Source organism: Glycomyces salinus (genome assembly GCF_016428645.1).
Lineage (GTDB): Bacteria > Actinomycetota > Actinomycetes > Mycobacteriales > Micromonosporaceae > Glycomyces > Glycomyces salinus.
The window spans coordinates 108,832-130,787 of the sequence record NZ_JAELXW010000014.1 but is presented as its reverse complement, the minus strand read 5'-3'; the positions used below and the strand labels follow the sequence as shown (position 1 = coordinate 130,787).

Here is a 21,956-nt window from a genome sequence, read left to right as displayed (position 1 = left end):
AGTGGAACCGCTTGAAGTCCTACAACTTCCCCGACCGCTTCGTCCGGCACGCCGACGGCATCGCTCGCATCGACCCGTACCCGATGGAGCCCCCGGCCGACCAGCAGTGGCGGATCGTCCCCGGCCTGACCGGGTCCGGTGTCTCGTTCGAGTCGTACAACCACAGCGGTCGGTACCTGCGGCACTCCGGTTTCGAGCTGCGCCTGGAGGAGCAGGACGGCTCGGACCTCTTCGCCGCCGACGCGACCTTTCACCAGGAGCCCGGCCTCGCCGACGGCTCCTGGACCTCCTTCCGGTCGCAGAACTTCCCCGACCGATACCTCCGGCACTCGAACTACGTGCTGCGCATCGACCCGATCGACGACGCCACCGGACGAGCCGACGCCACCTTCCACATCGGCGCCTGAAACCCCGACCGCGCATGGCCCCGCTCGAGCGGGGCGGCCGCGAACTTCCTCCATTCGATCACTTGCCGATCCCAGAGTTAAGTGTAAGGTATTACGCATCACGCCTAGGGTGTTGTGCGTCTCTCGTGATTCGAAACCGTCGGCCACGGAGGTGCTGCCCGCTCGCCCGGGCGGGGTAGCCCCTCTATCGAATGGAGTGAACCCTTCATGGCAAGCAAGACGACCGGCGTGGCGCGAGAGGTGTTCTCCAGCCGCTTCGCGTTCATCGCCGCCGCCATCGGGATGGCGGTGGGCACCGGCAACATCTGGCGGTTCCCGCGCGACGTCGGCGCGGGAGGCGGCGGCACGTTCATCCTCGCCCTGGTGCTCGCCAACCTGGTCTGGGCGATTCCGCTGCTGATGTCCGAGTCCCTGCTCGGATCGAAGGCCCGCCTCGGCACGATCGGCGCGTTCCGCGACTTCATGGGCCGCAAGTTCGCCTGGATGGGCGGCTTCATGGCGGTCGTGACCACCGGCATCCTCTTCTACTACGCCGTGGTCTGCGGCTGGGCGATCCGCTACTTCTTCTACGCGATCAGCGGCCGGTTCACCGCGGACATCGACAGCCAGCAGACCCAGCAGCTGTGGGACGGCTTCGTCTCCAACCCCTCCCAGACCCTCGCGTTCCACGCCCTCACGGTGGTCCTGGTCGGCCTGGTGGTCATCCGCGGTCTGAAGGGCGGCCTGCAGGCGGTCCTGAACATCACGGTGCCGGCGCTGTTCGTGATCCTGGTGATGCTCGCCGTCCGCGCGGTCATGCTGCCGGGGGCGGGCGAAGGGCTCCGCTACCTGTTCGTGCCCGACTGGAGCGGGTTCGGCGACGGCCGGATGTGGCTGGGCGCGTTCGTCCAGATGGCATTCTCGACCGGCGCGGGCTGGGGCCTCTATCTCACCTACTCGGTCTACATGCGCAAGAAGGAGGACTTCGCGCTCAACTCGGCGATCGTGATCAGCTGGAACCACCTGGCATCGCTGCTGGCCGGGATCGCGGTCATCTGCACCGTCTTCGCGGTGCAGTCGCCGCAGTACGCCACGGAGGCGGTCGAGGCCGGGGACCAGGGGCTGATGTTCGTCTACCTCGCCTCACTGTTCGGGCAGACGCCGGGCGGGACCTGGTTCCTCGCGCCGCTGTTCTTCCTCGCCCTCGTCCTCGCCGGCCTGTCCAGCCTGATCTCGATGATGGAGCTGGCGGTGCGCAACGTGATCGACTTCGGCGTGAGCCGCAGGACCGCCGTGATCACGATGGTCGTGATCACCTTCATCGGCGGCGTCCCCTCCGCGATCGACGTGGACGTCCTGACCAACCAGGACGGCGTCTGGGGCGTGGGGCTGCTCATCAGCGGCCTGTTCGCGGCCATAGCCATGATGAAGTACGGCCTCGAACGCGCCCGGAGCGATCTCGACATCACCAGCGACTTCCGGGTCGGGACGTGGTGGAAGGCCCTCATCGGACTGTTCCCGGTGCTGTTCACCGTCGTGTTCGGCTGGTTCATCCACCTGGCCGTGACCTCCCCGTCCGAGACCTGGTACGACCCGATCCAGACCTGGAGCCTGGGCACGATGCTCCTCCAGTGGGGCGCCGTGGCCGTCGTGATGCTGCTGCTCAACAACTACCTCGCCCGCAAGACCGCTCGCGGGCCGATCACCGCCGACGCGGGCGCTCCCGCATCCGACCAGCAGCGAGAGGAGGTCTGACCCGTGGACGCCGAGACCCTCATCTGGACCGCCGTCCTCTTCGGAGGAACCGTGCTGGCCGTCGCTTGGCTGAGCATCGTCGCCTGGCGCAAGGAGCAGAACCACACCCAGGACACCGAGTCCTAGGGCCGGAAGCGCACCGGACCTCCCAGTCCGGACCCACCACCCGAGAGAGGACGAAATGACGACGCAGGTATTGACGGGCGCGGAGGTCCGCGCGGCCGTGCCGATGCGGGAGGCCATCGACGCCGTCCGCGAGGCGTTCGCCTCGCTTGCCGCGGGCGAGTTCGAGCAGCCCCCGCGCACCGTGCTGCGCGACGGCGGCTTCCTGGTCATGCCGGTCCATCACCGGCCGACCTCGTCGGTGATCGTCAAGACGGTCAGCGTGAACTTCGACCGCGTCCCGGCGATCACCGGCACCGTCGCCTGGGCCGAGTCCGGACGAGTCGAGCAGGTCGTCGCCGACGCCGCCAGTATCACCGCGCTGCGGACCGGCGCGATCGTCGGCGCCGCCACCGACCTGCTCGCCGCTGACGGTGCCGACAGCCTCACCCTGATCGGCGCCGGCGGCCAGGCGGCCGACCAGTTCCGCGCGGTCCACACCGTGCGGCCGCTGCGGCGCCTGGTCGTCGTCGACCTCGACCGGGAGCGTGCCGAGCGGCTGCTGGAGACGCTGCGGCCCGACCTGGACGGCGTGGAGGCCGCCACGAGCGACGACACCGCGGCCTCGGTGGCCGAGGCGGACATCGTCTCCTGCGCGACCTCGGCGCGCACGCCGCTGTTCTCCCTCGACGCGCTGCCCGAACGGGTGCACGTCAACGCCATCGGCGCCTTCCGGCCGACGATGCGCGAACTCCCCGACGAACTCCTGGCCGACGCGACGGTGGTCGTCGACGAGCTGGACGCCGTCCTGGAGGAGTCGGGTGAGATCCTGCACGCCTTGGGTTCCGCGTCCGTCAGCAAGGAGGACCTGATCGAACTCGGTCAGGCCATCTCCGACCCGCCCCGGCCGAAGGCGCGGACCGTGTTCAAGACGGTGGGCATCGCCGTCCAGGACTGGGCGATCGCCAGGTTGCTCGCCGCCAGGACACTGTCCAACGGGCAATAGCGGTCCCGGCCGGGCTCACCGGAGGGCCCCGGGGGACACGTCCGGTGTCCTCCGGGGCCCTCCTCTCGTCATGGGCGCTTCGGAGCGAAGCGCAGCGGCGTGAACGGCTCTGCGACGGCGGCGACGTCCTCGGCGGCCTTGCCGCCTTCGATCTGCGCGGCGATGATCTCGGCCGTGACCGGAGAGAGCGTGACGCCGAACATGCCGTGGCCGCCGGCGACGAACACGTTGTCGCGGCCCGGCAGGCGCCCGATGACCGGCAGTCCATCGGGGGTCATCGGGCGCAGACCGCTCCAAGCCGCCCTCGGCGCATCGGCGGGGAACTCGGGGAGGAACTCGCGGGCCGACCGGACGATCCCGCCGAGGCGGTGTCGGTCGATCCCGTCGCCCCAGCTGCCGAACTCCATCGTGCCGGCGAACCGCAGGCGGTCCGACAGCGGCGTGACCGCCACCTTGGCCTCACCGAGATACACCGAGTGGCGCAGTCCCGCCGCACCGCTGGTGTCGTCGAAGCCGTAGCCCTTGCCCGGCTGGACGGGCAGGGCGAAGCCCGCGAGCCGCGCGAGTCGGCCGGTGCGGGCGCCGACCGCGAGCACGAAGCGGTCGCCGTCGATCGCCGCTCCCCCGGCCAGGACCGAGACCGCCTCGGTGCCGCGGAACGTGACGGCCTCCACCGGGCTGTCGAACACGAATCGGACGCCGAGGTCGCGGCAGCGGTCCTTCAGGCCCTTGACCAGGCTCACCGGGTCGAGGTGGCGTTCGCGCGGGCACAGCAGCCCGGCCCGCGCGTGTCCCCCGAGTGCCGGTTCGAGATCCCGCAGCTCGTCGCCGGTGAGCTGCTCGGCGGTGTGGCCGATGCGCTCCAGCGGCGCCATCGCGTGCTGGTACTCCCGCCGGGTCTCGAAGGCGTGGAAGGCCATGAGCTGGCCCGGGCTGTGGGACTCGAACCGCACGCCGTCCTGTTCGTACCGGTCGAGCAGCTCGATGGTGCGCTCGTTGAGGCGCATGAGCGCCAGCAGGCCCCGGTTGAAGTCCCGCACGTTGCAGTGCCGCAGCATCGCGACCATGAAGCGGACGTGCTCCGGTCGCGGGACCGGGCGGACGCGCAGGGGGCTGTCCCTGCGGAGCATCCACCGCAGCGCCTTGCCGACCATGCCGGGCGCCGGGACCGGTGCCGAGAGGATCGGCGTCACCCAGCCCGCATTGTGGACGGAAGCGCCGGTCTCGCCGTCGGACGCGTCGACGACGGTGACCGCCGCGCCGGCGCGCGCCAGCCGGTACGCGGTCGCCAGCCCGATCACCCCGGCGCCGATGACCACGGTGTGCACCGCCATCTTCGTCCCCGCTCTCCGGTCGCTCTCGATCATTGACAGAAGAGTAGGGTATTACACCTTACGCCGCGCCGACAAGTCGTTGCGGGGCCGAATCTTCCATGTTATGCATTAGGTGTGACCAAATCTCATTCCGCGATCCCCACCCCCGGCCGCCAACTCAAGTCGGTCAGCCTCCGCGAGCAGGCACGGGAGGCGATCCGGACCCAGATCGTGCTGGGCCAGATAGAACCGGGGTATGTCGAGAGCGTCATCAACATGGCCTCGGAGCTCGGAGTGTCGGTCACGCCGGTGCGCGAGGCGGTCATGGACCTGGCCAACATCGGCATGGTCGAGATCATCCGCAACCGCGGATTCCGGGTTCCGGAACTCACCGACCACGACCTCGACGAGATCTTCCGCGTCCGCACGATGCTGGAGGCGCCCGCGATGGCCGAGGTCGCCGAGGCACTCGACGGCGCGCCGATCCCCCGGTTCCGCGAGCTCGCCGACCAGATCACCGACGCCGCACGCGAAGGCGACCTGAACGCCTTCCTCGAACTCGACCGGCAATTCCACCTCGGCCTGCTCGACCTCCTGGGCAACCGCCGCCTGACGACCATGGTCGCCCAACTGCGCGACCAGGCCCGCATGCAGGGCCTCCAGAAACTGGCCGACCAGGGCGAACTGACGAGCTCCGGCGAGGAGCACATCGCCATCGTCGACGCGATCGAATCCGGCGACGCCGAACGGGCCACCGAACTCATGCGCAAACACCTCGCCCACAGCCGCGGCATCTGGGCCGGCCGCACCGAAGGCCGCTAACCCACGACATCACCTGCGACGGCAACAGAAAAGCAGGCCAGAGCATAAGACTCTGGCCTGCGAATTATGTCGGGACGACAGGACTTGAACCCGCGCCCCCGCTCCCAAGATCGGCCCGTCGATTTGACAGAAATCCTTGACGACTTGGGGTCTCGCAGTGACAGTAGCTCTCCGAACTGCACAAACGCGCTCGTCGGTCACGCGGGGCTCCGGGGACCGGCACGTAGCCGGGTGCGGCATCCTCACCTCCGCGGGCGCCGCCTCCGGCCTCGAGCCGTGCCTGCACCTCGTCCAGCGCGACTACGGAACAGCAGTCGCGGCAGATGCCGCCCGCGTGGATCGAGACGAGCGCGCACCGCTACCTCGCGCTGGCCAACATCACCGACGCGGCGGGCATGAGCGCGTGAACCCTGACCCGCCGGTTCAAAGACGAGGTGAGGCAGAGTCCCATGCAGTGGGTGTCCGGCGGGCGCATCCGTCTGGTGCAAGAGCTGCTGGAGACCACCGACCACACCGTGGATCGGATCGCCGCACAGACCGGATTCCCCACGACCGGCAACTTCCGCTCGCAGTTCGGGAAGCTCCTCGGCGTCACACCGGGCACCTACCGCAAAGCGTTCCGACCGCAGGCGAAAGCCGCGTGAACAGTGCGCCGGGACGCCCAGCACCCGATGGCGGCCGCTCCGGACGTCTCCGGTCGCGCGGTCGCAAGTTGCGCGAAGCCCGGCCCTGACCCGGCAAAACTGCGACGATTATCGCCACGATGGGAAAGGGGGTAGCAATGAATGCGACCGATTGGGCAGGCAAGCCCCGGGTATCGATCTTCGCGGCGATGTCCGAACTCGCGCAACGATATCAAGCAGTGAACCTGGGCCAGGGACTACCGGACGATCCGGCGCCCGCGCCGGCGGTCGAGGCTGCCGCCGCCGCGATGCGCGAGGGCTGGAACCAGTACCCGCCGCCGAACGGCGTTCCCGAACTGCGACGGGCGATCGCCGACCACCAGCGCCTCTGGTACGGCCTCGCTCCCGACCCCGAGGACGGAATCCTGGTCACGACCGGAGCCACCGAAGCCATCGCAGCCTTGATGCTCGCCTTCATAGAGCCCGGCGACGAGGTCATCGTGCTCGAACCGTTCTACGCCGCGTACAAAGCCAGCGCGGAACTGGCCGGAGGGGTCGTGGTGCCCGTGCGGCTGGAGGCCCCCGACTTCCGGCTCGACGTCTCGCGGCTCCGCGAATCGGTGACCGACCGGACCCGGATACTGATGCTCAACACGCCGCACAATCCGACCGGGACCGTCCTCGACCGCCGCGAAACGCAGGCGATCGCGGACGTGGCGGTCGAGCACGACCTGCTCGTGGCGTCCGACGAGGTGTACGAGCATCTGACGTTCGACGGCCGCGAGCATCTGCCGCCCGCGACGCTGCCCGGGCTCTGGGACCGGACCCTGACCATCAGCTCCGCCGGGAAGACGTTCTCGCTGACCGGGTGGAAGGTCGGCTGGGTGAGCGGCCCGTCGTACCTGGTCGAACGGGTCAAGTCCGTGAAGCAGTGGCTCACCTACTGCTCCGGGACGCCGCTGCAGTTCGGCGTGGCCGCCGCGCTGGGTGCCGGAGGGGAGTACTACCGTGAGTCCGCCGCCGGCTACCAGCGCCGCCGCGACCTGCTCGTCGAGGGTCTGGCCGACATCGGGTTCACCGTCCGCCGGCCCGAGGGGGCGCTGTTCGTGACCGCCGGAGCCGAGGAGCTGGGGGTCGAGGACGGCCTGCAGTTTTGCCTCGAATTGCCCGAACGCTGCGGCGTCGTCGCCGTTCCGAACCAGGCCCTCCACGTCGACAGCCGGATTCCGAGGCCGGAGGTGCGCTTCACCTTCTGCAAGGAGGTGTCGGTGATCGAGGAAGGGCTGCGGCGCCTCCGACGGGGCCTGAAGGGCTCCGGTCCTGGTAGGCGGTCGGCGGTTCCGCTCCACGCGCCATGGGAGGACGACTTCGCCGATGGTGCCGGTCCGGGCAGGGCTCCGGTCGGCCTCGCCGTCGGTCTCGCCGAGGCGCCTTCGGTCCCCGCCGAGCGGGAACCGGAACCGCATGGCGCGGAACTGGTCGATCAGGTCGCTCGCGAGCAGGCCCTGCCCGAGCAGGAGGCCACCGGGCACTGAGATCTCGGAGACCGCCGAGGGCCGGGTTCCGTTGATGCGGAGCCGGGCCCCCGGTCCGCAGGTCTTCCCGAGGCCGAAGCTCCGAGAGCCCGCGTGGCGGGCGCGCGGTCCCGTTCTGGGGAACCGTACGCGCGGTGGGACCACCTGCCTCAAGACCGGTACTACAGCGGCCGTTCAGTAACGCGACCACCGGCGAAACCCTCAGAGAACTCACCTTCGACCCTGCACGCGACTACCAACCCGCCGGCCGACCCAAAGGTCCCACCAGACCCGCATAGCAAAACAGGCCGAACCTTTGCAGGTTCGACCTGTTTCCTATCTCCTGAGAGATGACAACGTCGGGCTGACAGGACTTGAACCTGCGACCCCTTGACCCCCAGTCAAGTGCGCTACCAAGCTGCGCCACAGCCCGTTTGTCGCCGCTGTTCGGCGGCGGAGACAACTTTAGCCTATCGTCCGCGGGGCACTGAGGCGAGGCCCCCGGTGTGAGGCCGCTTATTTGCGCTTGCCCTTCTTCTTGGATTCGCGGGGCTTGACCGCCAGGTCGATGGGGGTGCCCGTGAAGCCGAAGTCCTCTCTGAGGCGGCGCTGGATGTACTTGAGGTACTGCTTGTCCATCTTCGCGTTGGTGAAGAGGATGAAGCGCGGCGGTTCGGTGGCGGCCTGGGTCGCGAAGAGGATCTTCGGGGCCTTGCCGCTGCGCACCGGGTGCGGGCGGGCCGACTGGAGGGCGCTGATCCACTGGTTCAACTCGCCGGTGGGGATTCGCTGGTCCCAGCCGGCCAGGGCCTCGCGGAGGGCCGGGGCCAGTTTCGCCATCGAGCGGCCGGTGACGGCCGAGATGTTGACGCGCGGGGCCCAGGAGACCTGCCCGAGTTCGCGGTCGATCTCCTTCTCGAGGAAGTACCGGCGGTCGTCGTCCACCAGGTCCCATTTGTTGAAGGCCAGGACGAGCGCCCGGCCCGACTCGACGACCTGGGTCAGGACCCGCTGGTCCTGTTCCGTGATCGGCCCGGAGGCGTCCAGGAGGACGATCGCGACCTCGGCGGCCTCCAGGGCACCTTCGGTGCGCAGGCTCGCGTAGTACTCAGTGCCGGAGGCGAATTTCACTCGTTTGCGCAGGCCGGCGGTGTCGACGAAGATCCAGTCCTCGTCGTCGAGTTCGACCACCGAGTCGACTGGATCGACCGTGGTGCCGGCCACATTGTCGACCACGGCGCGCGCCTCGCCGGCGATCTTGTTCAGCAGGCTCGACTTGCCCACGTTCGGGCGGCCCACCAGCGCCACCCGGCGAGGGCCGCGCTCCTTGAGCTGACCGGTGACCTCCTTGGGGAAGGCACCCACGATCCGGTCGAGCAGGTCGCCCGAGCCGCGGCCATGGAGGGCCGAGACCGGATAGGGCTGGCCGAGCCCGAGCCGCCACAGGTCGGCCGTGTCGGCCTCCTGGCGCTCCGAGTCGACCTTGTTGGCCACCAGGATGACCGGTTTCTTCGCGCGGTGGAGGATGCGCACGGCCGCGGCGTCGGCGTCGGTCACTCCGACGGCGGTGTCGACGACGAACACCACCACGTCGGCGGTGCGCATAGCCAGTTCGGCCTGGGCGGCGATCGCCGCGGCCATCCCGGCGGCGTCGGGGTCCCAGCCGCCGGTGTCGACCAGGCTGAAGTCCCGGCCGGCCCATTCGGCGTCGTAGGCGATCCGGTCGCGGGTGACGCCCGGTTCGTCCTGGACCACGGCGGCCCTGCGGCCGAGGATGCGGTTCACCAGCGTCGACTTGCCCACGTTCGGGCGGCCGACCACGGCGACCGTCGGGACCGGGCCCCGCTCGACTTCGTCGAGTTCGGCCCAGGTCGCTTCGTCAGTCATCAATGTCCCTGTTGTTCAGCAATGCCAAGATCTTCGCGACGACCTCGACCACCGGCAGCTCGGTGGAGTCGATCACCGTGGCGCCTTCGGGCGCCTCCAGCGGCTTGGTCGTCTTCGAGTCCGCCCCGTCGCGCCGCGTGATGTCGGCCTTGGTCTCTTCGGCGCCGACGCCCAATTCGGCGGCGCGCCTGCCGGCGCGGGCCTCGGGGTCGGCGGTGAGGTAGACCTTGACGTCGGCGTCGGGCGCGACGACTTCGATGATGTCGCGGCCCTCGACCACGATACCCTTCTTGGCCTCGGCGATGAGCCGCTGCTGCTCGGCGATCAGCTGCTTGCGGACGGCCTTGTTGCCGGCCACGGCCGAGACGGCCTTGGTGACGTCCTCGCTGCGGATGTCAATGCTCACGTCCTCGCCGTCGACGCGAGAGTAGGGGTCGTCAGGAGAGGTCCCGAACTCGAGCTTGGCGTTCTTCACCGTCTTGGTGACCTGCGCCGCCTGCGACGGGTCGACCTCGGCTTTTAGCACCGCGAGGGTGGCGGCGCGGTACATCGCCCCCGTGTCGAGGTAGGCGGCGTCGATCGCGGTCGCGAGGGTCTTGGAGACGGTCGACTTCCCCGCACCCGACGGGCCGTCTATGGCGACGACCGGTGCGCTCTCTTTTTGCTCGGGCACTGTCTCGCTCCGTTCTTAAGCTGCAAACCACGCAAACCTACATCATGCCTAAATCGGCCGGTAGAGGTGCTGATAGTCCCCTCAGGGTACGTCCACGACGCGGGCTCCCAGCGGCCAGAGCGCCAGCGGGATCATCTTCCAATTCGCCACCGCAAGTGGGATGCCGATGATCGTGATCGCCTGGATCAGGCCGGTCACCAGATGCCCGAGCGCGAGCTCCCAGCCGAAGAGGATCAGCCACAGGATGTTGGCCACCAACGTGAGGCATCCGGCGGCGGGGTCGTACTGCACGGTCCGGCCGAAGGGCCACAGCACGTATCCGGCCAGCCGCATGTTGGCGATGCCGAAGGGAATCGTGACGATGAAGATGCAGAAGACCAGTCCGGCCACGAAGTAGCCGATGGCCAGCCACAGTCCGGCGAGGACCAGCCAGATCACGTTGAGTATGAAGCGCACTCGGCCAGGCTAGTCGGCCCTCGCCGCCCTGTCGGTACAGGAGGCTAGAGTCCTACCTCGCGGTAGAGCTCTCCGACCTCGTCCGGGGTGAGCCTCCGCAGCGTCCCGGGTTTGAGGTTGCGCAGCTTGACCGGGCCGATCTCGGTGCGCACCAGCCTCGAGACCCGGTGGCCGGCCTCGTCCATCATCCGCCGCACGATGTGCTTGCGGCCCTCGTGGATGGTGATCTCGACCAGGGACTGCCCGGCGTGCTCGTCGATGATCTTGAGCTTGTCGGCCTTGGCGGGCCCGTCATCGAGTTCGACGCCCGTCAGGAGCCGCTTGAAGGTCGGCTTGTCGAGGATGCCGGCGATCTGGGCCCGGTAGACCTTCGGCAGGCCGTGCGAGGGGTGCATGATCCGGTTGGACAGCTCCCCGTCGTTGGTCAGCAGGATCAGGCCCTCGGAGTCGGTGTCGAGCCGCCCGACGTGGAAGACGCGCTGGTCGATGCCCTTGGCGTATTCGGACAGGGACGGGCGGCCCTCCTCGTCGTCCATGGTCGAGACGACGCCGCGGGGCTTGTTGAGCGCGAAGTGCACGGTGTCGACGTCGGTCACGACCCGCTTGCCGGAGACGTGGATGACGTCGCCGGCGGGGTCGACACGCTGGCCGAGCCGCGCGGGCTTGCCGTTGACCTTCACCTTGCCCCTGGCGATCAGGTCCTCGGCGGCCCTCCGGGAGGCGATCCCGGCCTGGGAGAGCACCTTCTGGAGGCGCACGCCCTCTGCGTCAGCTTTGTTCATCTTCCTCGAAATCCGTCACATCGTCCGGCAGGAACGGCGCCAGCTCGGGGAGCTGGTCGACCGTGTCCAAACCGAGTTTTTCCAAGAACAAGGTGGTGGTGCGGTAGAGCGTCGCCGTCGAGTCGGGGTCGGAGCCGCACTCCTCGACCAGTCCGCGCGCCAGGAGCGTCCGGATGACCCCGTCGCAGTTGACGCCGCGGATCGCCGAGATGCGGCCGCGGGTGACCGGCTGCCGGTAGGCGACGACGGCGAGCGTCTCCAGGGCGGCCTTGGTCAGGCGGGCCGAAGCTCCGTCGGTCACGAACCGCTCGACGTACCGGGCGTAGTCCGCCCGGGTGTAGAACCGCCAGCCGCCGGCTTGGCGACGCAGATCGAAACCGCGTCCATCGCCAGTGTATTCGGCCGACAATCGGCCGAGCGTCTCGCGGACCTCCGATAGTGGCCGTTCCAATACCGAGGACAGGAATTCCTCGGTCAGGGGCTCCTCGGCGATCATGAGGATCGCCTCCAGGACCGCGCCGAAGTCGACGTCCTCGGGTACCGGGGCCGGCGCCGGCTCGGGCTCCGGTTCCTCCCGTTTCTCGGGTCCGGTCTGGGTCGGGATGACGGCCTGGCCGTATTCGTCGTAGTGATCGGCCGGTTCGTCCTCGGGCGTGTCCGGCCGGTCCTCCCGCGAGAACTTCGGACGCCAGCTCTCCAGGTCCTCCTCGGTGGGCCGATCACTCATCGTTCTGCTCCTCCCCCGTCAGCGGTGCGCCAGCGTACTCGTCGACCTCGATCTCGGTGTGGTCGGCACCGCCGAGCCAGCGCACGGTCAGCTCGCCGAGCGCCTGCATCTGCTCGAAGCCGACCAGGGCCTCCCGGTACAGCTCGAGCAGGGCCAGGAATCGGGCGACGACTTCGATGCGGGTCTCGCAGTCGGAGACCAGGGCCCGGAAGGTGGCGGTCTGGACGCGCTGGAGCCGCCTGGAGAGGATGACGGCGTGCTCGCGCACCGAGACGCGCTGGACGTGGACGTGGTCGGTGCCGACCTGCGGCGGCGGCTTGGGTTTCATCGCCTTGCCGGCCAGGGCGGCCAGTTCCTCGGGGGTGATGTCGATGACCAGGTCGGGCAGCAGTCCCCGGTAGCGCTCTTCGAGGCCGGTCGAGCGCGCCACGCGGGCCGAGGCGCCCTCGGCGAGGCGTTCGAGGTGCCCGGCGGCCTGCTTGTACGCCTTGTACTGGAGGAGGCGGGCGAAGAGCAGGTCGCGGGCCTCCAGGAGCGCGAGGTCCTCTTCGTCGTCGACGACGGTGTTCGGCAGCAGCCTGGCGGTCTTGAGGTCGAGGAGGGTGGCGGCGACCAGGAGGAATTCGCTGGTCTCCTCGAGGTTCCACGCCTCGTCGAGGGCGGTGACGTAGGCGATGAACTCGGAGGCGATCTGGTGGAGGGCGAGTTCGGTGACGTCGAGCTTGTGCTTGCCGATCAGTTGCAGCAGCAGGTCGAAGGGGCCCTCGAAGTTCTCGAGCCGGACGTGGAATCCGGTCTCGGTCCCTTCTCGGCCGGGGTCCCGCGGCTCGGGGACGGCCTGTGGCTGCTGGTCGGTCACGCAGGAAAGCTTAGACGGGCCCTGATCGCGCCATGCCGCGAACGCTACTTCTCTGTGGCGGCGATGAGTTCGCGCGCGAGCTGGCGGTAGGCGCGGGCGCCCGAGGAGGCGGGGGCCCAGGTGGTGATGGGCTCGCCGGCGACGGTGGTCTCGGGGAATCGCACCGTTCGGGTGATGACGGTGGAGAACACCTTGTCGCCGAACGCCTCGACGACGCGCTGGAGGACCTGCCGGGAGTGGGTGGTGCGCGAGTCGTACATGGTCGCGAGGATGCCGTCGAGTTCGAGGTCGTAGTTGAGGCGTTCGCGGACCTTGTCGACGGTGTCGAGCAGCAGGGCCACCCCGCGCAGCGAGAAGAACTCGCATTCGAGGGGGACCAGGACGCTGTGGGCGGCGGTGAGCGCGTTGACCGTCAGCAGGCCCAGGGAGGGCTGGCAGTCGATGAGGACGAAGTCGAAGTCGGGCATGACCGGCCGCAGCACCCTGGCGAGGGTCTGCTCGCGCGCGACCTCGTTGACCAGCTGGATCTCGGCCGCGGACAGGTCGATGTTGGCCGGGAGGATGCGGAGTCCGGCGACGTTGGTCTTCGCCATGACGTCGTCGATGTCGACGTCCTCTTGCATCAGCAGGTTGTAGACGGTCAGGTCCAGCGTGTGCGGGTTGGTTCCGAAGCCGACCGACAGGGCCCCTTGGGGGTCGAAGTCGACCAGCAGGACCTTGCGGCCGTACTCGGCGAGAGCGGCGCCGAGGTTGATGGTCGTGGTGGTCTTGCCGACCCCGCCCTTCTGGTTGGCCATGGCGATGACGCGGGCCGGCCCGTGGCGCTCGAGCGGCTGCGGCTGCGGGATGTCGCGTTTGCCCGTGTACGACTCCGGGTCCGGAGAGGTGAAGTCACCGTCGCCGTCAGTGGGTGGCACCTGCGCCGCCCGCAGGGCCGCCCACTTGTCGTTGCTGTCCACACTGCTCATTTCTTCGCGCCTCCGGGTGCAGGGACGGCACCGGGTGCCGGGCGTCTGACCGATTGCCTGTTACTGCGACTGTACGTCAGTGTATCGAGCGTGTCGATCGGTTGCGAGACTCAGCGGCACCCGGGTGAGATCGCCCGCTAATGCTCGGTGAGCGCCTTGGCGACCGGGGTGAGCGGCAGATGGTGTGTGAGGGCCACCGGCTCGTTGGTGACGTGGCCGGCGTGGGTGTTGAGGCCGCGGGCGAGCGCGGGGTCGGCCCGGAGCGCCTCGGCCCAGCCGTGGTTGGCCAGTTTCATCACGTACGGGAGCGTGGCGTTGGTCAGCGCGTACGTGGAGGTGTTCGGCACGGCTCCCGGCATGTTGGCCACGCAGTAGAAGACCTTGCCCTCGTGGTCGAAGGCGGGGTCGTCGTGGGTGGTCGGTCGCGAGTGGGCGAAGCAGCCGCCTTGGTCGATGGCGATGTCGACCAGGACCGCGCCCTCCTTCATGTCGGCCAGGACCTCGTCGTCGACGACGGTGGGGGCCTTGGCACCTGGGACGAGGACGGCGCCGATGACCAGGTCGGCCCCGCGGCAGGCGCGCCTGACCTCGAAGCGGTTGGAGACGATGGTGCGCAGGCGGCCCTGGTACTGGTCGTCGGCGGCGTGGAGCTTGGCGATGTCGAGGTCGAGCAGTTCGACCTCGGCTCTCATGCCGACGGCGATGGCGGCGGCGTTCATGCCCGAGACTCCGGCGCCGATGACGACGACTTTGGCCGGGGCGGTGCCCGGGACGCCGCCCATGAGGGTACCGCGTCCGCCTTCGGGACGCTGGAGGTGGTAGGCGCCGGCCTGGACGGCCAGACGTCCGGCGACCTCGCTCATCGGAGCCAGGAGCGGGAGCTTGCCGTCGGCGGTCTGCACGGTCTCGTAGGCGATGCCGGTGACGTGCTGCTCCAGCAGCGCGTCGGTGCATTCGGCGCTGGCGGCGAGGTGGAGGTAGGTGAACAGGGTCTGGCCGGGGCGCATCCGGTGGTACTCGTCCTGCACCGGCTCCTTGACCTTGAGTACGAGTTCGCCTGCGGCCCAGGTGGTGTCGGGGTCGGGGCAGATGAGCGCCCCGGCGGCGCGGTAGTCGTCGTCGCTGATGGCCGAGCCGAGTCCGGCGCCGGATTCGACGGCGACCTCGTGGCCGGCGGCGACCAGCTCGTGGACTCCCGAGGGGGTCAGTGCGACGCGGTACTCGTTGTTCTTGATCTCGCGGGGGACGGCGACTTTCACGGCGCGTTCCTTCCGGGTTTCGGGCCTGCGCAAGCCGGTTCGCGGCCTGTGCGGGCAGTCTATGCCGCGCCGAGCCCGGTTCGGCGGCTTTTTGGGCCCGTTGCCGAGTCGGGGTCGGCGCCTTCGGGGCCGACTCTACTTCCCGGCTTCGAGGTGGAGCCTGGTGAGGTTGAGGGCGAGCGCGCAGACGCCGTTGCGGATCTGGCCGTCGGCTACGGCGGCCAGGGCCTTGTCGAAGTCCCACCAGACCAGTTCGATGTCGGTCTCCTCCTCGGAGCGCTGGTGGCGCTCGTCCTCGGGGACGGGGCTGAGACCGGTGGCCAGGTAGTAGTGGATGAGCTCGCTGGAGACGCCAGGGGTCGTGTAGAACTCGCCGAGCTTCTCGATGCGCTCGCAGCGCAGGTCGGCCTCTTCGGCCAGCTCGCGCCGGGCGGTCTCGGCGGGGTCCTCGCCGTCCATGTCGCGGATGCCGGCCGGGAGCTCCCACATGTACTCCTTGGCGGGGACCCGGTACTGGCGGATCATGGCGACCCGGCCGTGCTCGTCGAGCGGGACGGCCAGGACGGCGCCGGCGTGGTCGGTGAACTCGCGGCGCGCGGTCCCACCGCCGGGCATTTCGACGGTCTCCACGACCAGGTCGTAGATGAAGCCGTCGTGGAGGAGTTCTCGGTCGGTGACTCGGTAATCGTGCACGGGCCCAACCCTAACCCTCTCCGGCGGCCTCCTTGAGGCGGTCGAGTATCCGTTCGGTGACCTCCGGCCCGGGCACGGGCGCGCCGGAGACGGCCGACAGGAACAGGCCGTCGCCGACCAGGCGGACGATCTCGGCGGTGACGGGGTCGTCGAGCTGGTCGTGGATGGCCTCGGCCCAGCCGTTGAAGATGAACAGGACGTCCTCGCGGGCGGTCTCGGACATCTCCTCGCGGCCGCGGAGGGCGGTCATGAGGGTCCACAGGCCGGCTGCCGATTCGGGCGACTCGATCTCGGAGGCGCGCAGGAACGCCTCGACGACGCCGGAGCGGCGGGCCTCGGCGATGCGGCGCTCCTCGAGGTGGCGGTAGCGGCGGGCCAGGCCGTCGAAGAGGTCGGTCTTGGATTTGAAGTGGTAGAGCAGGCCGCCTTTGGACACTCCGGCCTCGGCGGCGACCTTCTCGAGGGTCACCCCCGAGCCGCCCTCCTCGAAGAGGACGCGCTGGAGCGCGTTGAGAATTCGGTCACGGGTCGTTACTTCTTCCTGGCTCATCCGGCCTCCCTGGGGATACTATACCGTCCGGACGGTACACTAATTCTCTGAGCGAGGCGATCATGACCAACACCCGCACCCCCGCGCCGCGGCGCGCGCGGATGTCCGGCCGACAGGCCGCCGCCCTGGCGGTCCTGGTGCTTCCGGTGCTGCTCATCTCGGTCGACATGACCGTACTCGGCTTCGCCGTGCCGTTCCTCTCGGCCGACCTCGCCCCCAGCGCCGGCCAGCTGCTGTGGATCGTCGACGTCTACGGGTTCATGCTCGCCGGACTGCTGGTGACCATGGGTTCGGTGGCCGACCGGATCGGCAGGCGGCGCCTGCTGATAATCGGCGCGGTCGCCTTCGCCGCCGCCAGCATCGCGGCGGCGTACGCGCCGACCGCCGAGGCCCTCATCGCCGCCCGCGCGCTGCTGGGGCTGGCCGGGGCCACGCTCATGCCGACCACGCTGGCGCTGATCCGCAACATCTTCACCGACGAGCGCCAGCGGCTGCTGGCGATCGCGATCTGGGGCGCGGGCTTCTCGGCCGGGATGGCCGCCGGACCGATCGTCGGCGGCTGGCTGCTGGAGCACTTCTGGTGGGGTTCGGTGTTCCTGATGGCGATCCCGGTGACGGTCGTGGTACTGGCCGCCGGACCGTTCGTGCTCCCGGAGTCGCGCAACCCCGAGCCGGGGCCGCTCGACTGGCCCAGCGTCGGCCTGTCGTTCGCCACGATGTTCCCGTTCGTGTACGGGGTCAAGAGCTTCGCCGAGCACGGTTTCTCGTTCACCGCCTCGGCCGCGGTCGCCGCCGGGCTCGCCTTCGGCGCGGTCTTCGTCGCCCGCCAGCGGCGCCTGGAGCACCCGCTGATCGACGTCACGCTGTTCTCGCGCCGCCGCTTCAGCGCCTCGGTGCTGACCAACTTCACCGTCGTGTTCGCCCTGATCTCGGCGCTGTTCCTGCTCACCCAGTACCTTCAGCTGGTGCTCGGGCTCTCTCCGGTCCGCGCCGGGATGGTGCTGCTGCCCGGCCTGGTCGCCGGGGTCGTCAGCGGGCTGGTGGCGGTGCGGCTGTCCGACCGCTTCGGGCTGGTGACCATCATCGTCGGCGGACTGAGCCTCATCGCGACCGGTTTCGCCGCGCTGACCGGCATCGGCGTCGACTCCGGGGCGGTGCTCAGCGCCGCCGCGTTCGGGATCATCGGCCTGGGCTCGGGGCTGGTGCAGACGGTGACCAACGCCGCGGTCATGTCCGACGCGCCGAGCGATCGGGCCGGCGCGGCCGCCGCCATCTCCGAGACCGGGTACGAACTGGGCGGCGCGCTCGGCGTGGCCCTGCTCGGCAGCCTGGCCTCCGTGGTCTACGTCCACCAGTTGGGCGATGCGGCCGAGGGGGCCGGGTCGACCCTCGGCGAGGCGCTGGAGACGGCCGCCGGGCTGCCCGCGGGTCTCGGAGCGTCGCTCGCCGAGGCCGCGCGCACGGCCTTCACGACCGGTCTGCGCGCGACCTCGGTGGTCGGCCTGGTGCTGCTGGCGATCGCCGCCGTCAGCGTCGGCCGCGTGCTGCGCCGCCGCGCCTAGAACGCCAGCTGGTCGGCCGCCTTGCGCTTCAGGGCGGCGTCGACCAGCCCGGCGAACAGCGGGTGCGGTCGAGTCGGGCGTGATTTCAACTCCGGATGCGCCTGAGTGGCCACGAAATAAGGGTGCAGCTCCCTGTCGAGCTCGATGAATTCGACCAGCCGCTCGTCGGGGCTGAGACCGGAGATCACGAACCCGGCCTTGGACAGCTGCTCGCGGTAGGCGTTGTTGACCTCGTAGCGGTGCCGGTGCCGCTCGGAGACCTCGGTGGTGCCGTACACCTCGGCGACCAGCGAGCCCTCGGCGAGCTTGGCAGGGTAGGCGCCCAGGCGCATCGTGCCGCCCATGTCGCCGCGCCCGGCGACGATGTCGGTCTGGTCGGCCATGGTGGAGATGACCAGGTGCTCGGAGTCGGCGTCGAACTCCTCGGAGTCGGCCCCGACCAGGCCACCGATCTCCCGCAGGCCCTCGATGGCCATGCAGTGCAGGCCCAGGCACAGTCCCAGCGTCGGCACCATGTTGGTGCGGGCGTGGGTGATCGCGCCTATCTTGCCGGGCACGCCCCGGTTGCCGAACCCGCCGGGGATGACGATCGCGTCGACCCCCGCCAGCGCCCTGGCCGCGCCGTCGGCGGTCTCGCACAGGTCGGAGACCACCCAGCGGACCTGGACCTTCGCGCGGTGGGCGAACCCGGCCGCGCTGAGGGCCTCGACTACGGACTTGTAGGCGTCGGGCAGCTCGACGTACTTGCCGACCACGGCGACCTCGATGGTCGACTCGGGGTTGTGGACCCGGTCGAGCAGGTCGTCCCAGGCGGTCCAGTCGACGTCCTTGAACGGCAGGTCGAGCCGCCGCACCACGTAGGCGTCCAGGCCCTCGGCGTGGATGGTCTTGGGGATGTCGTAGATCGACTTCGAGTCGGGCGTCGAGATGACCGCAGCGTCGTCGACGTCGCAGAATCCGGCGATCTTCTGCTTCAGGCCCTCGGGCACCGGGCGGTCCGAGCGGCACACGATCGCGTCCGGCTGGATGCCGATGCTGCGCAGTTCGGCCACCGAGTGCTGGGTGGGCTTGGTCTTCATCTCCCCCGAGGCGGCCAGGTACGGCACCAGCGAGACGTGCAGGAAGAAGCAGTTGTCGCGGCCGATGTCGTGCCGGTACTGCCGGATGGCCTCGAGGAACGGGAGCGACTCGATGTCGCCGACGGTGCCTCCGACCTCGGTGATGACCACGTCCGGAACCCTGCCGGTCTCGGGGTCGGGGTCGGCCATGGCCGCTAGGCGCGCCTTGATCTCGTTGGTGATGTGCGGGATGACCTGGACCGTCGCGCCCAGGTAGTCGCCGCGGCGCTCCTTGGCGATCACGTCGGAGTAGATCTGACCGGTGGTCACGTTGGCCCGCTTGGACAGGTTCCGGTCGAGGAAGCGCTCGTAGTTGCCGATGTCGAGGTCGGTCTCGCCGCCGTCGTCGGTGACGAAGACCTCGCCGTGCTCGTACGGGTTCATCGTGCCGGGGTCGATGTTGATGTAGGGGTCGATCTTCTGCATCACCACGTACAGGCCGCGCGCGGTCAGCAGATTACCGAGGCTCGAGGCCGTGAGCCCCTTGCCGAGCGCGGAGGTGACCCCGCCGGTTACGAAGAGATGTTTCGTAGAACGGATGTGACCGTTGACGGCGCTGGCCAAAGCGAACTCCCGTGGTTGTTATCGCCGATCGAACGGTGCCGCAATCGAATGCACGCCTGCCGAGACTCATCGCGGGACCGCCGGTGGATCGCATCATCCACGGGATTCCACACTAACACTTTCGCCGCTGTTCTCCTCGTCGACCCACGAGGGTGCGTCGACGATCATGGCCGAGTATTCGCCGTCCTTGACGTGCGCGCGGGCCAGCACGCGGTGGCTGACGATGATCGCCAGCGGCACCATGACCGCCAGCGCGGCGGCCAGGCTCATCAGACCGTCGCCCATGAGCATCCCGGCGACCGTCGAGCCGACCACGGCGGCCGAGAACGCGGCGCGCAGCGGCGGGTAGAGCCCGAACGCCCGCCGCAGGCCCCCTCCGGGCCGCAGCAGCACCAGCCAGCAGTACAGGCCCGCCATGATCGTCAGGATCGTCAGCGGGGAGGTGAACACGGCGACCACGTTCGAGCCGACCCCCGCCGAGATGACGCCAGTGGTCTCCCCCATCAGGTCGGCCAGGAAGTTGCCGAGCGCGCCGCGCTCGGTCATCGGCCGCTGGTAGTCGATCCAGGACAGGCCCAGCAGGACCGCCACGCCGGCCAGGCCCGACCAGGCCAGGCGGGCGAAGGTGAACCAGCCGCCGGTGGCCAGGGCCGCGGCCAGGCAGGTGCCGACGGTGAGCGCCACGGCCGCCGGGATCGAGTCGCCGAGGAACCAGGCCGAGACCGCGAACACGCCCAGGCAGCCGATCCCGGCCATCACCGGGGACTGGAAGCGGCGCGGCAGCACCCAGCCGGCGGCCGCGGCCAGCAGCCACAGGGAGGCGATGAACATGCCGGTCGCCACCGGTCCCAGCTCGCCGGAGGCCGATCCGGCGACGGTGTAGTCGCCCAGCAGGGTTCCCAGCGGGTCGGTGGTGTGCACGACCATGGCCAGCAAGGTCACCAGCAGCCCGAAGGTGGAGACGGTGACCATGAGCCCGGCGGGGCTGTGGCGTTTGGGGAGGATGATCGCTGCGATCGCGCAGACCACGGCGATCGCGAGCGCGGTCAGCGGGCCGGTCAGGGCCGGTCGGGAGGAGCTCCACCACGGGATGAAGTCGGCGAGGAGGCCGGCGGCCACGAACAGGGCGCACACCAGCGCGGCGAGGATGTTCGCGCGCATCAGCCACAGCGGCGGCGGCCGGACGCCGGGTTGGCCGTTGTGGCGCAGCAGGTGCAGCAGTGGCCAGGCGACGAACGTCAGCGCGAAGAACAGGAGCACCTGGAGCCATTGGGTGGCCGGTGCGGCCGTGTCGGCGGCCAGCAGGCGCGCGTCGGTGTCGTCGAAGACGGCCTCGCGGGCCTCGAAGTCGAGGTTGTCCTCGGAGACTCCGGCCGCGACGCCCGCCGAGACGCCGGCGACGGCCTCGGGCAGCGGCGCCTCCAGCAGCGCCAGAATGGTGGCCGTCAGGTCGGTCAGGCGGAGGTAGCCGGGGCGCTCGGCGGGCAGGTCGAACAAGTTGTGGCCGTCGCCGCCGAAGCCGGCGACGGCGGCCAGCAGCCGGTCCGGGGTGCTGGTCTGACTGATGCCGGTGACGAACAGCGCCGAGGACTCGAGGCGGGACTCGTCCAGGCGTCCGACGACGGCGTCGACGGCGGCCAGGGAGGCTTCGCGCGACTCGGGCTCCTCGGGCAGGACCCCGCCGTCGACGACGGTCAGCGGGCATTCGGCCAGCAGCGAGTTCAGCCTGGTTCCGCTGGGCAGGTCGCTGCGGTACTCGGAGACGCGGCCGACGGAGTTGGCGGTGGCGTAGGCGGCGCCGGGCCCGATCGCGGTGGCGCACGAGGTCCCGGCCGCGAGGGTCCCGACCTCGGCGTCGACGCCGGAGCTGTCCTCGCGGTTGAGTTCGACCAGCTCGGTCATGTTGTCGACCGTGGCGTCGGTGCCGTCGACGGTGATCTGGTCGGCGCCGACCGGACCGCAGTCGGCGCTGTCGCCGAAGGACGTCGACAGGGCCGGGGCGCCGGCCGAGAGGGTCAGCCAGCCGTCGAGGGTGCAGGTGAAGCTGCGGGCCGAGTTCGTGTTGAGCTCGGCCAGTGATCCGTCCTCGGCCAGGGCGTGAAGGTTCGGTGTGGCCTCGGAGTCGATGTCGCTCCAGGTCAGGCCGCCGATGCCGAGGACGATGACGGACTCGACCGATTCGGGGACGCGCTCCTCGACCGGTTCGGGCAGGACCTGGTAGGCCGCGATCGCGGCCAGGACCGCGACCGCGGCCCAGGCGGCGATCACGGTGCGGTGCCGGGCCGCGGACCTGCGGAGCCGGCGGGCCAGGCGACCGATGTGGAATTTCTCGCGCAC

The 21,956-nt window shown here is 69.6% G+C and carries 20 protein-coding genes, 1 tRNA gene and 1 pseudogene; 8 read left to right on the top strand and 14 right to left on the bottom strand.

Annotated features, from left to right (window positions below):
* The 4 genes from JFB92_RS05950 to JFB92_RS05940 form a co-directional block, all read left to right on the top strand.
* The coding region (locus JFB92_RS05950) for an AbfB domain-containing protein (protein WP_199035900.1) at window positions 1–407 on the top strand (407 nt) is incomplete at its 5' end.
* Window positions 408–614: 207 nt separating this feature from the next.
* Window positions 615–2,141 (top strand): sodium-dependent transporter, encoded by a 1,527-nt coding sequence (locus tag JFB92_RS05945; RefSeq protein ID WP_199035898.1) that lies wholly within the window; start codon window positions 615–617, stop codon window positions 2,139–2,141.
* Between the two features lie 3 nt (window positions 2,142–2,144).
* Entirely contained in the window at window positions 2,145–2,267 is a 123-nt protein-coding gene (locus JFB92_RS26050; protein ID WP_269847812.1) for a hypothetical protein, read from the top strand.
* Window positions 2,268–2,322: 55 nt separating this feature from the next.
* Entirely contained in the window at window positions 2,323–3,249 is a 927-nt protein-coding gene (locus tag JFB92_RS05940; RefSeq protein ID WP_199035896.1) for an ornithine cyclodeaminase family protein, read from the top strand.
* Window positions 3,250–3,317: 68 nt separating this feature from the next.
* On the opposite strand, the gene JFB92_RS05935 is transcribed toward JFB92_RS05940, so the two are convergent.
* Complete coding sequence (locus JFB92_RS05935; protein WP_199035894.1) at window positions 3,318–4,616, bottom strand: NAD(P)/FAD-dependent oxidoreductase; 1,299 nt, start codon at window positions 4,614–4,616, stop codon at window positions 3,318–3,320.
* An 81-nt stretch (window positions 4,617–4,697) separates the two neighbouring features.
* Here JFB92_RS05935 and JFB92_RS05930 point away from each other — a divergent pair, with 81 nt between their 5' ends.
* The 3 genes and pseudogenes from JFB92_RS05930 to JFB92_RS05920 all read left to right on the top strand — a co-directional run bounded on the left by JFB92_RS05930 (window position 4,698) and on the right by JFB92_RS05920 (window position 7,542).
* Complete coding sequence (locus tag JFB92_RS05930) at window positions 4,698–5,384, top strand: GntR family transcriptional regulator (protein ID WP_199035892.1); 687 nt, start codon at window positions 4,698–4,700, stop codon at window positions 5,382–5,384.
* Between the two features lie 238 nt (window positions 5,385–5,622).
* Window positions 5,623–6,028: pseudogene (locus tag JFB92_RS26855) on the top strand (helix-turn-helix domain-containing protein); the annotation flags it as partial.
* A gap of 137 nt (window positions 6,029–6,165) precedes the next feature.
* Complete coding sequence (locus tag JFB92_RS05920) at window positions 6,166–7,542, top strand: aminotransferase class I/II-fold pyridoxal phosphate-dependent enzyme (protein ID WP_199035888.1); 1,377 nt, start codon at window positions 6,166–6,168, stop codon at window positions 7,540–7,542.
* A gap of 338 nt (window positions 7,543–7,880) precedes the next feature.
* On the opposite strand, the gene JFB92_RS05915 is transcribed toward JFB92_RS05920, so the two are convergent.
* From JFB92_RS05915 to JFB92_RS05865, 11 genes are all read right to left on the bottom strand, one after another.
* Window positions 7,881–7,954: transfer RNA gene (locus JFB92_RS05915), tRNA-Pro, on the bottom strand.
* A gap of 83 nt (window positions 7,955–8,037) precedes the next feature.
* Entirely contained in the window at window positions 8,038–9,408 is a 1,371-nt protein-coding gene (gene der / locus JFB92_RS05910) for a ribosome biogenesis GTPase Der (protein WP_199035886.1), read from the bottom strand.
* Window positions 9,401–10,081 carry a (d)CMP kinase gene (cmk, locus tag JFB92_RS05905; RefSeq protein ID WP_199035884.1) on the bottom strand — a complete coding sequence of 227 codons (681 nt, stop codon included), beginning with the start codon at window positions 10,079–10,081 and terminating at the stop codon, window positions 9,401–9,403. The genes der and cmk overlap by 8 nt, the downstream gene beginning before the upstream one ends.
* Window positions 10,082–10,162: 81 nt before the next feature.
* Window positions 10,163–10,537: a YccF domain-containing protein gene (locus tag JFB92_RS05900; RefSeq protein ID WP_199035882.1), complete on the bottom strand. Its 375-nt coding sequence runs from the start codon at window positions 10,535–10,537 to the stop codon at window positions 10,163–10,165.
* Window positions 10,538–10,581: 44 nt separating this feature from the next.
* Window positions 10,582–11,319: a pseudouridine synthase gene (locus JFB92_RS05895; protein ID WP_199035880.1), complete on the bottom strand. Its 738-nt coding sequence runs from the start codon at window positions 11,317–11,319 to the stop codon at window positions 10,582–10,584.
* Window positions 11,306–12,046: an SMC-Scp complex subunit ScpB gene (scpB, locus tag JFB92_RS05890; protein WP_199035878.1), complete on the bottom strand. Its 741-nt coding sequence runs from the start codon at window positions 12,044–12,046 to the stop codon at window positions 11,306–11,308. The genes JFB92_RS05895 and scpB overlap by 14 nt, the downstream gene beginning before the upstream one ends.
* On the bottom strand, window positions 12,039–12,905 hold the full coding sequence (locus JFB92_RS05885) for a segregation and condensation protein A (RefSeq protein ID WP_199035876.1): 867 nt from the start codon (window positions 12,903–12,905) through the stop codon (window positions 12,039–12,041). The genes scpB and JFB92_RS05885 overlap by 8 nt, the downstream gene beginning before the upstream one ends.
* A 44-nt stretch (window positions 12,906–12,949) precedes the next feature.
* Window positions 12,950–13,873, bottom strand: a complete 924-nt coding sequence (locus tag JFB92_RS05880) for a ParA family protein (protein WP_199035874.1) — start codon at window positions 13,871–13,873, stop codon at window positions 12,950–12,952.
* Window positions 13,874–14,010: 137 nt separating this feature from the next.
* Window positions 14,011–15,132: an alanine dehydrogenase gene (gene ald, locus JFB92_RS05875; protein WP_199035872.1), complete on the bottom strand. Its 1,122-nt coding sequence runs from the start codon at window positions 15,130–15,132 to the stop codon at window positions 14,011–14,013.
* 135 nt (window positions 15,133–15,267) lie between these two features.
* A complete protein-coding gene (locus tag JFB92_RS05870; RefSeq protein WP_307789033.1) occupies window positions 15,268–15,825 on the bottom strand; it encodes an NUDIX domain-containing protein in 558 nt (185 codons plus the stop codon).
* A gap of 10 nt (window positions 15,826–15,835) precedes the next feature.
* On the bottom strand, window positions 15,836–16,375 hold the full coding sequence (locus tag JFB92_RS05865; RefSeq protein ID WP_199035869.1) for a TetR/AcrR family transcriptional regulator: 540 nt from the start codon (window positions 16,373–16,375) through the stop codon (window positions 15,836–15,838).
* A 62-nt stretch (window positions 16,376–16,437) separates the two neighbouring features.
* Between JFB92_RS05865 and JFB92_RS05860 the strand changes: the two genes are divergently transcribed.
* Entirely contained in the window at window positions 16,438–17,937 is a 1,500-nt protein-coding gene (locus tag JFB92_RS05860; RefSeq protein WP_233162406.1) for an MFS transporter, read from the top strand.
* Here the strand turns inward: JFB92_RS05860 and pyrG are convergent.
* Window positions 17,934–19,619 carry a CTP synthase gene (gene pyrG, locus JFB92_RS05855; RefSeq protein WP_233162404.1) on the bottom strand — a complete coding sequence of 562 codons (1,686 nt, stop codon included), beginning with the start codon at window positions 19,617–19,619 and terminating at the stop codon, window positions 17,934–17,936. The genes JFB92_RS05860 and pyrG overlap by 4 nt on opposite strands.
* A 93-nt stretch (window positions 19,620–19,712) precedes the next feature.
* The gene (locus tag JFB92_RS05850; RefSeq protein WP_199035866.1) at window positions 19,713–21,956 is read right to left on the bottom strand and encodes an alkaline phosphatase family protein; all 2,244 of its coding nucleotides are present in this window, start codon (window positions 21,954–21,956) and stop codon (window positions 19,713–19,715) included.

Excerpts from the sequence above, each read along its gene's own strand:
- JFB92_RS05945 (WP_199035898.1), top strand. The coding sequence starts at position 615 with ATGGCAAGCAAGACGACCGGCGTGGCGCGAGAGGTGTTCTCCAGCCGC.
- JFB92_RS05940 (WP_199035896.1), top strand. The coding sequence starts at position 2,323 with ATGACGACGCAGGTATTGACGGGCGCGGAGGTCCGCGCGGCCGTGCCG.
- JFB92_RS05935 (WP_199035894.1), bottom strand. The coding sequence starts at position 4,616 with ATGATCGAGAGCGACCGGAGAGCGGGGACGAAGATGGCGGTGCACACC.
- JFB92_RS05920 (WP_199035888.1), top strand. The coding sequence starts at position 6,166 with ATGAATGCGACCGATTGGGCAGGCAAGCCCCGGGTATCGATCTTCGCG.
- der (WP_199035886.1), bottom strand. The coding sequence starts at position 9,408 with ATGACTGACGAAGCGACCTGGGCCGAACTCGACGAAGTCGAGCGGGGC.
- JFB92_RS05895 (WP_199035880.1), bottom strand. The coding sequence starts at position 11,319 with ATGAACAAAGCTGACGCAGAGGGCGTGCGCCTCCAGAAGGTGCTCTCC.
- scpB (WP_199035878.1), bottom strand. The coding sequence starts at position 12,046 with ATGAGTGATCGGCCCACCGAGGAGGACCTGGAGAGCTGGCGTCCGAAG.
- JFB92_RS05880 (WP_199035874.1), bottom strand. The coding sequence starts at position 13,873 with ATGAGCAGTGTGGACAGCAACGACAAGTGGGCGGCCCTGCGGGCGGCG.
- JFB92_RS05865 (WP_199035869.1), bottom strand. The coding sequence starts at position 16,375 with ATGAGCCAGGAAGAAGTAACGACCCGTGACCGAATTCTCAACGCGCTC.
- JFB92_RS05860 (WP_233162406.1), top strand. The coding sequence starts at position 16,438 with ATGACCAACACCCGCACCCCCGCGCCGCGGCGCGCGCGGATGTCCGGC.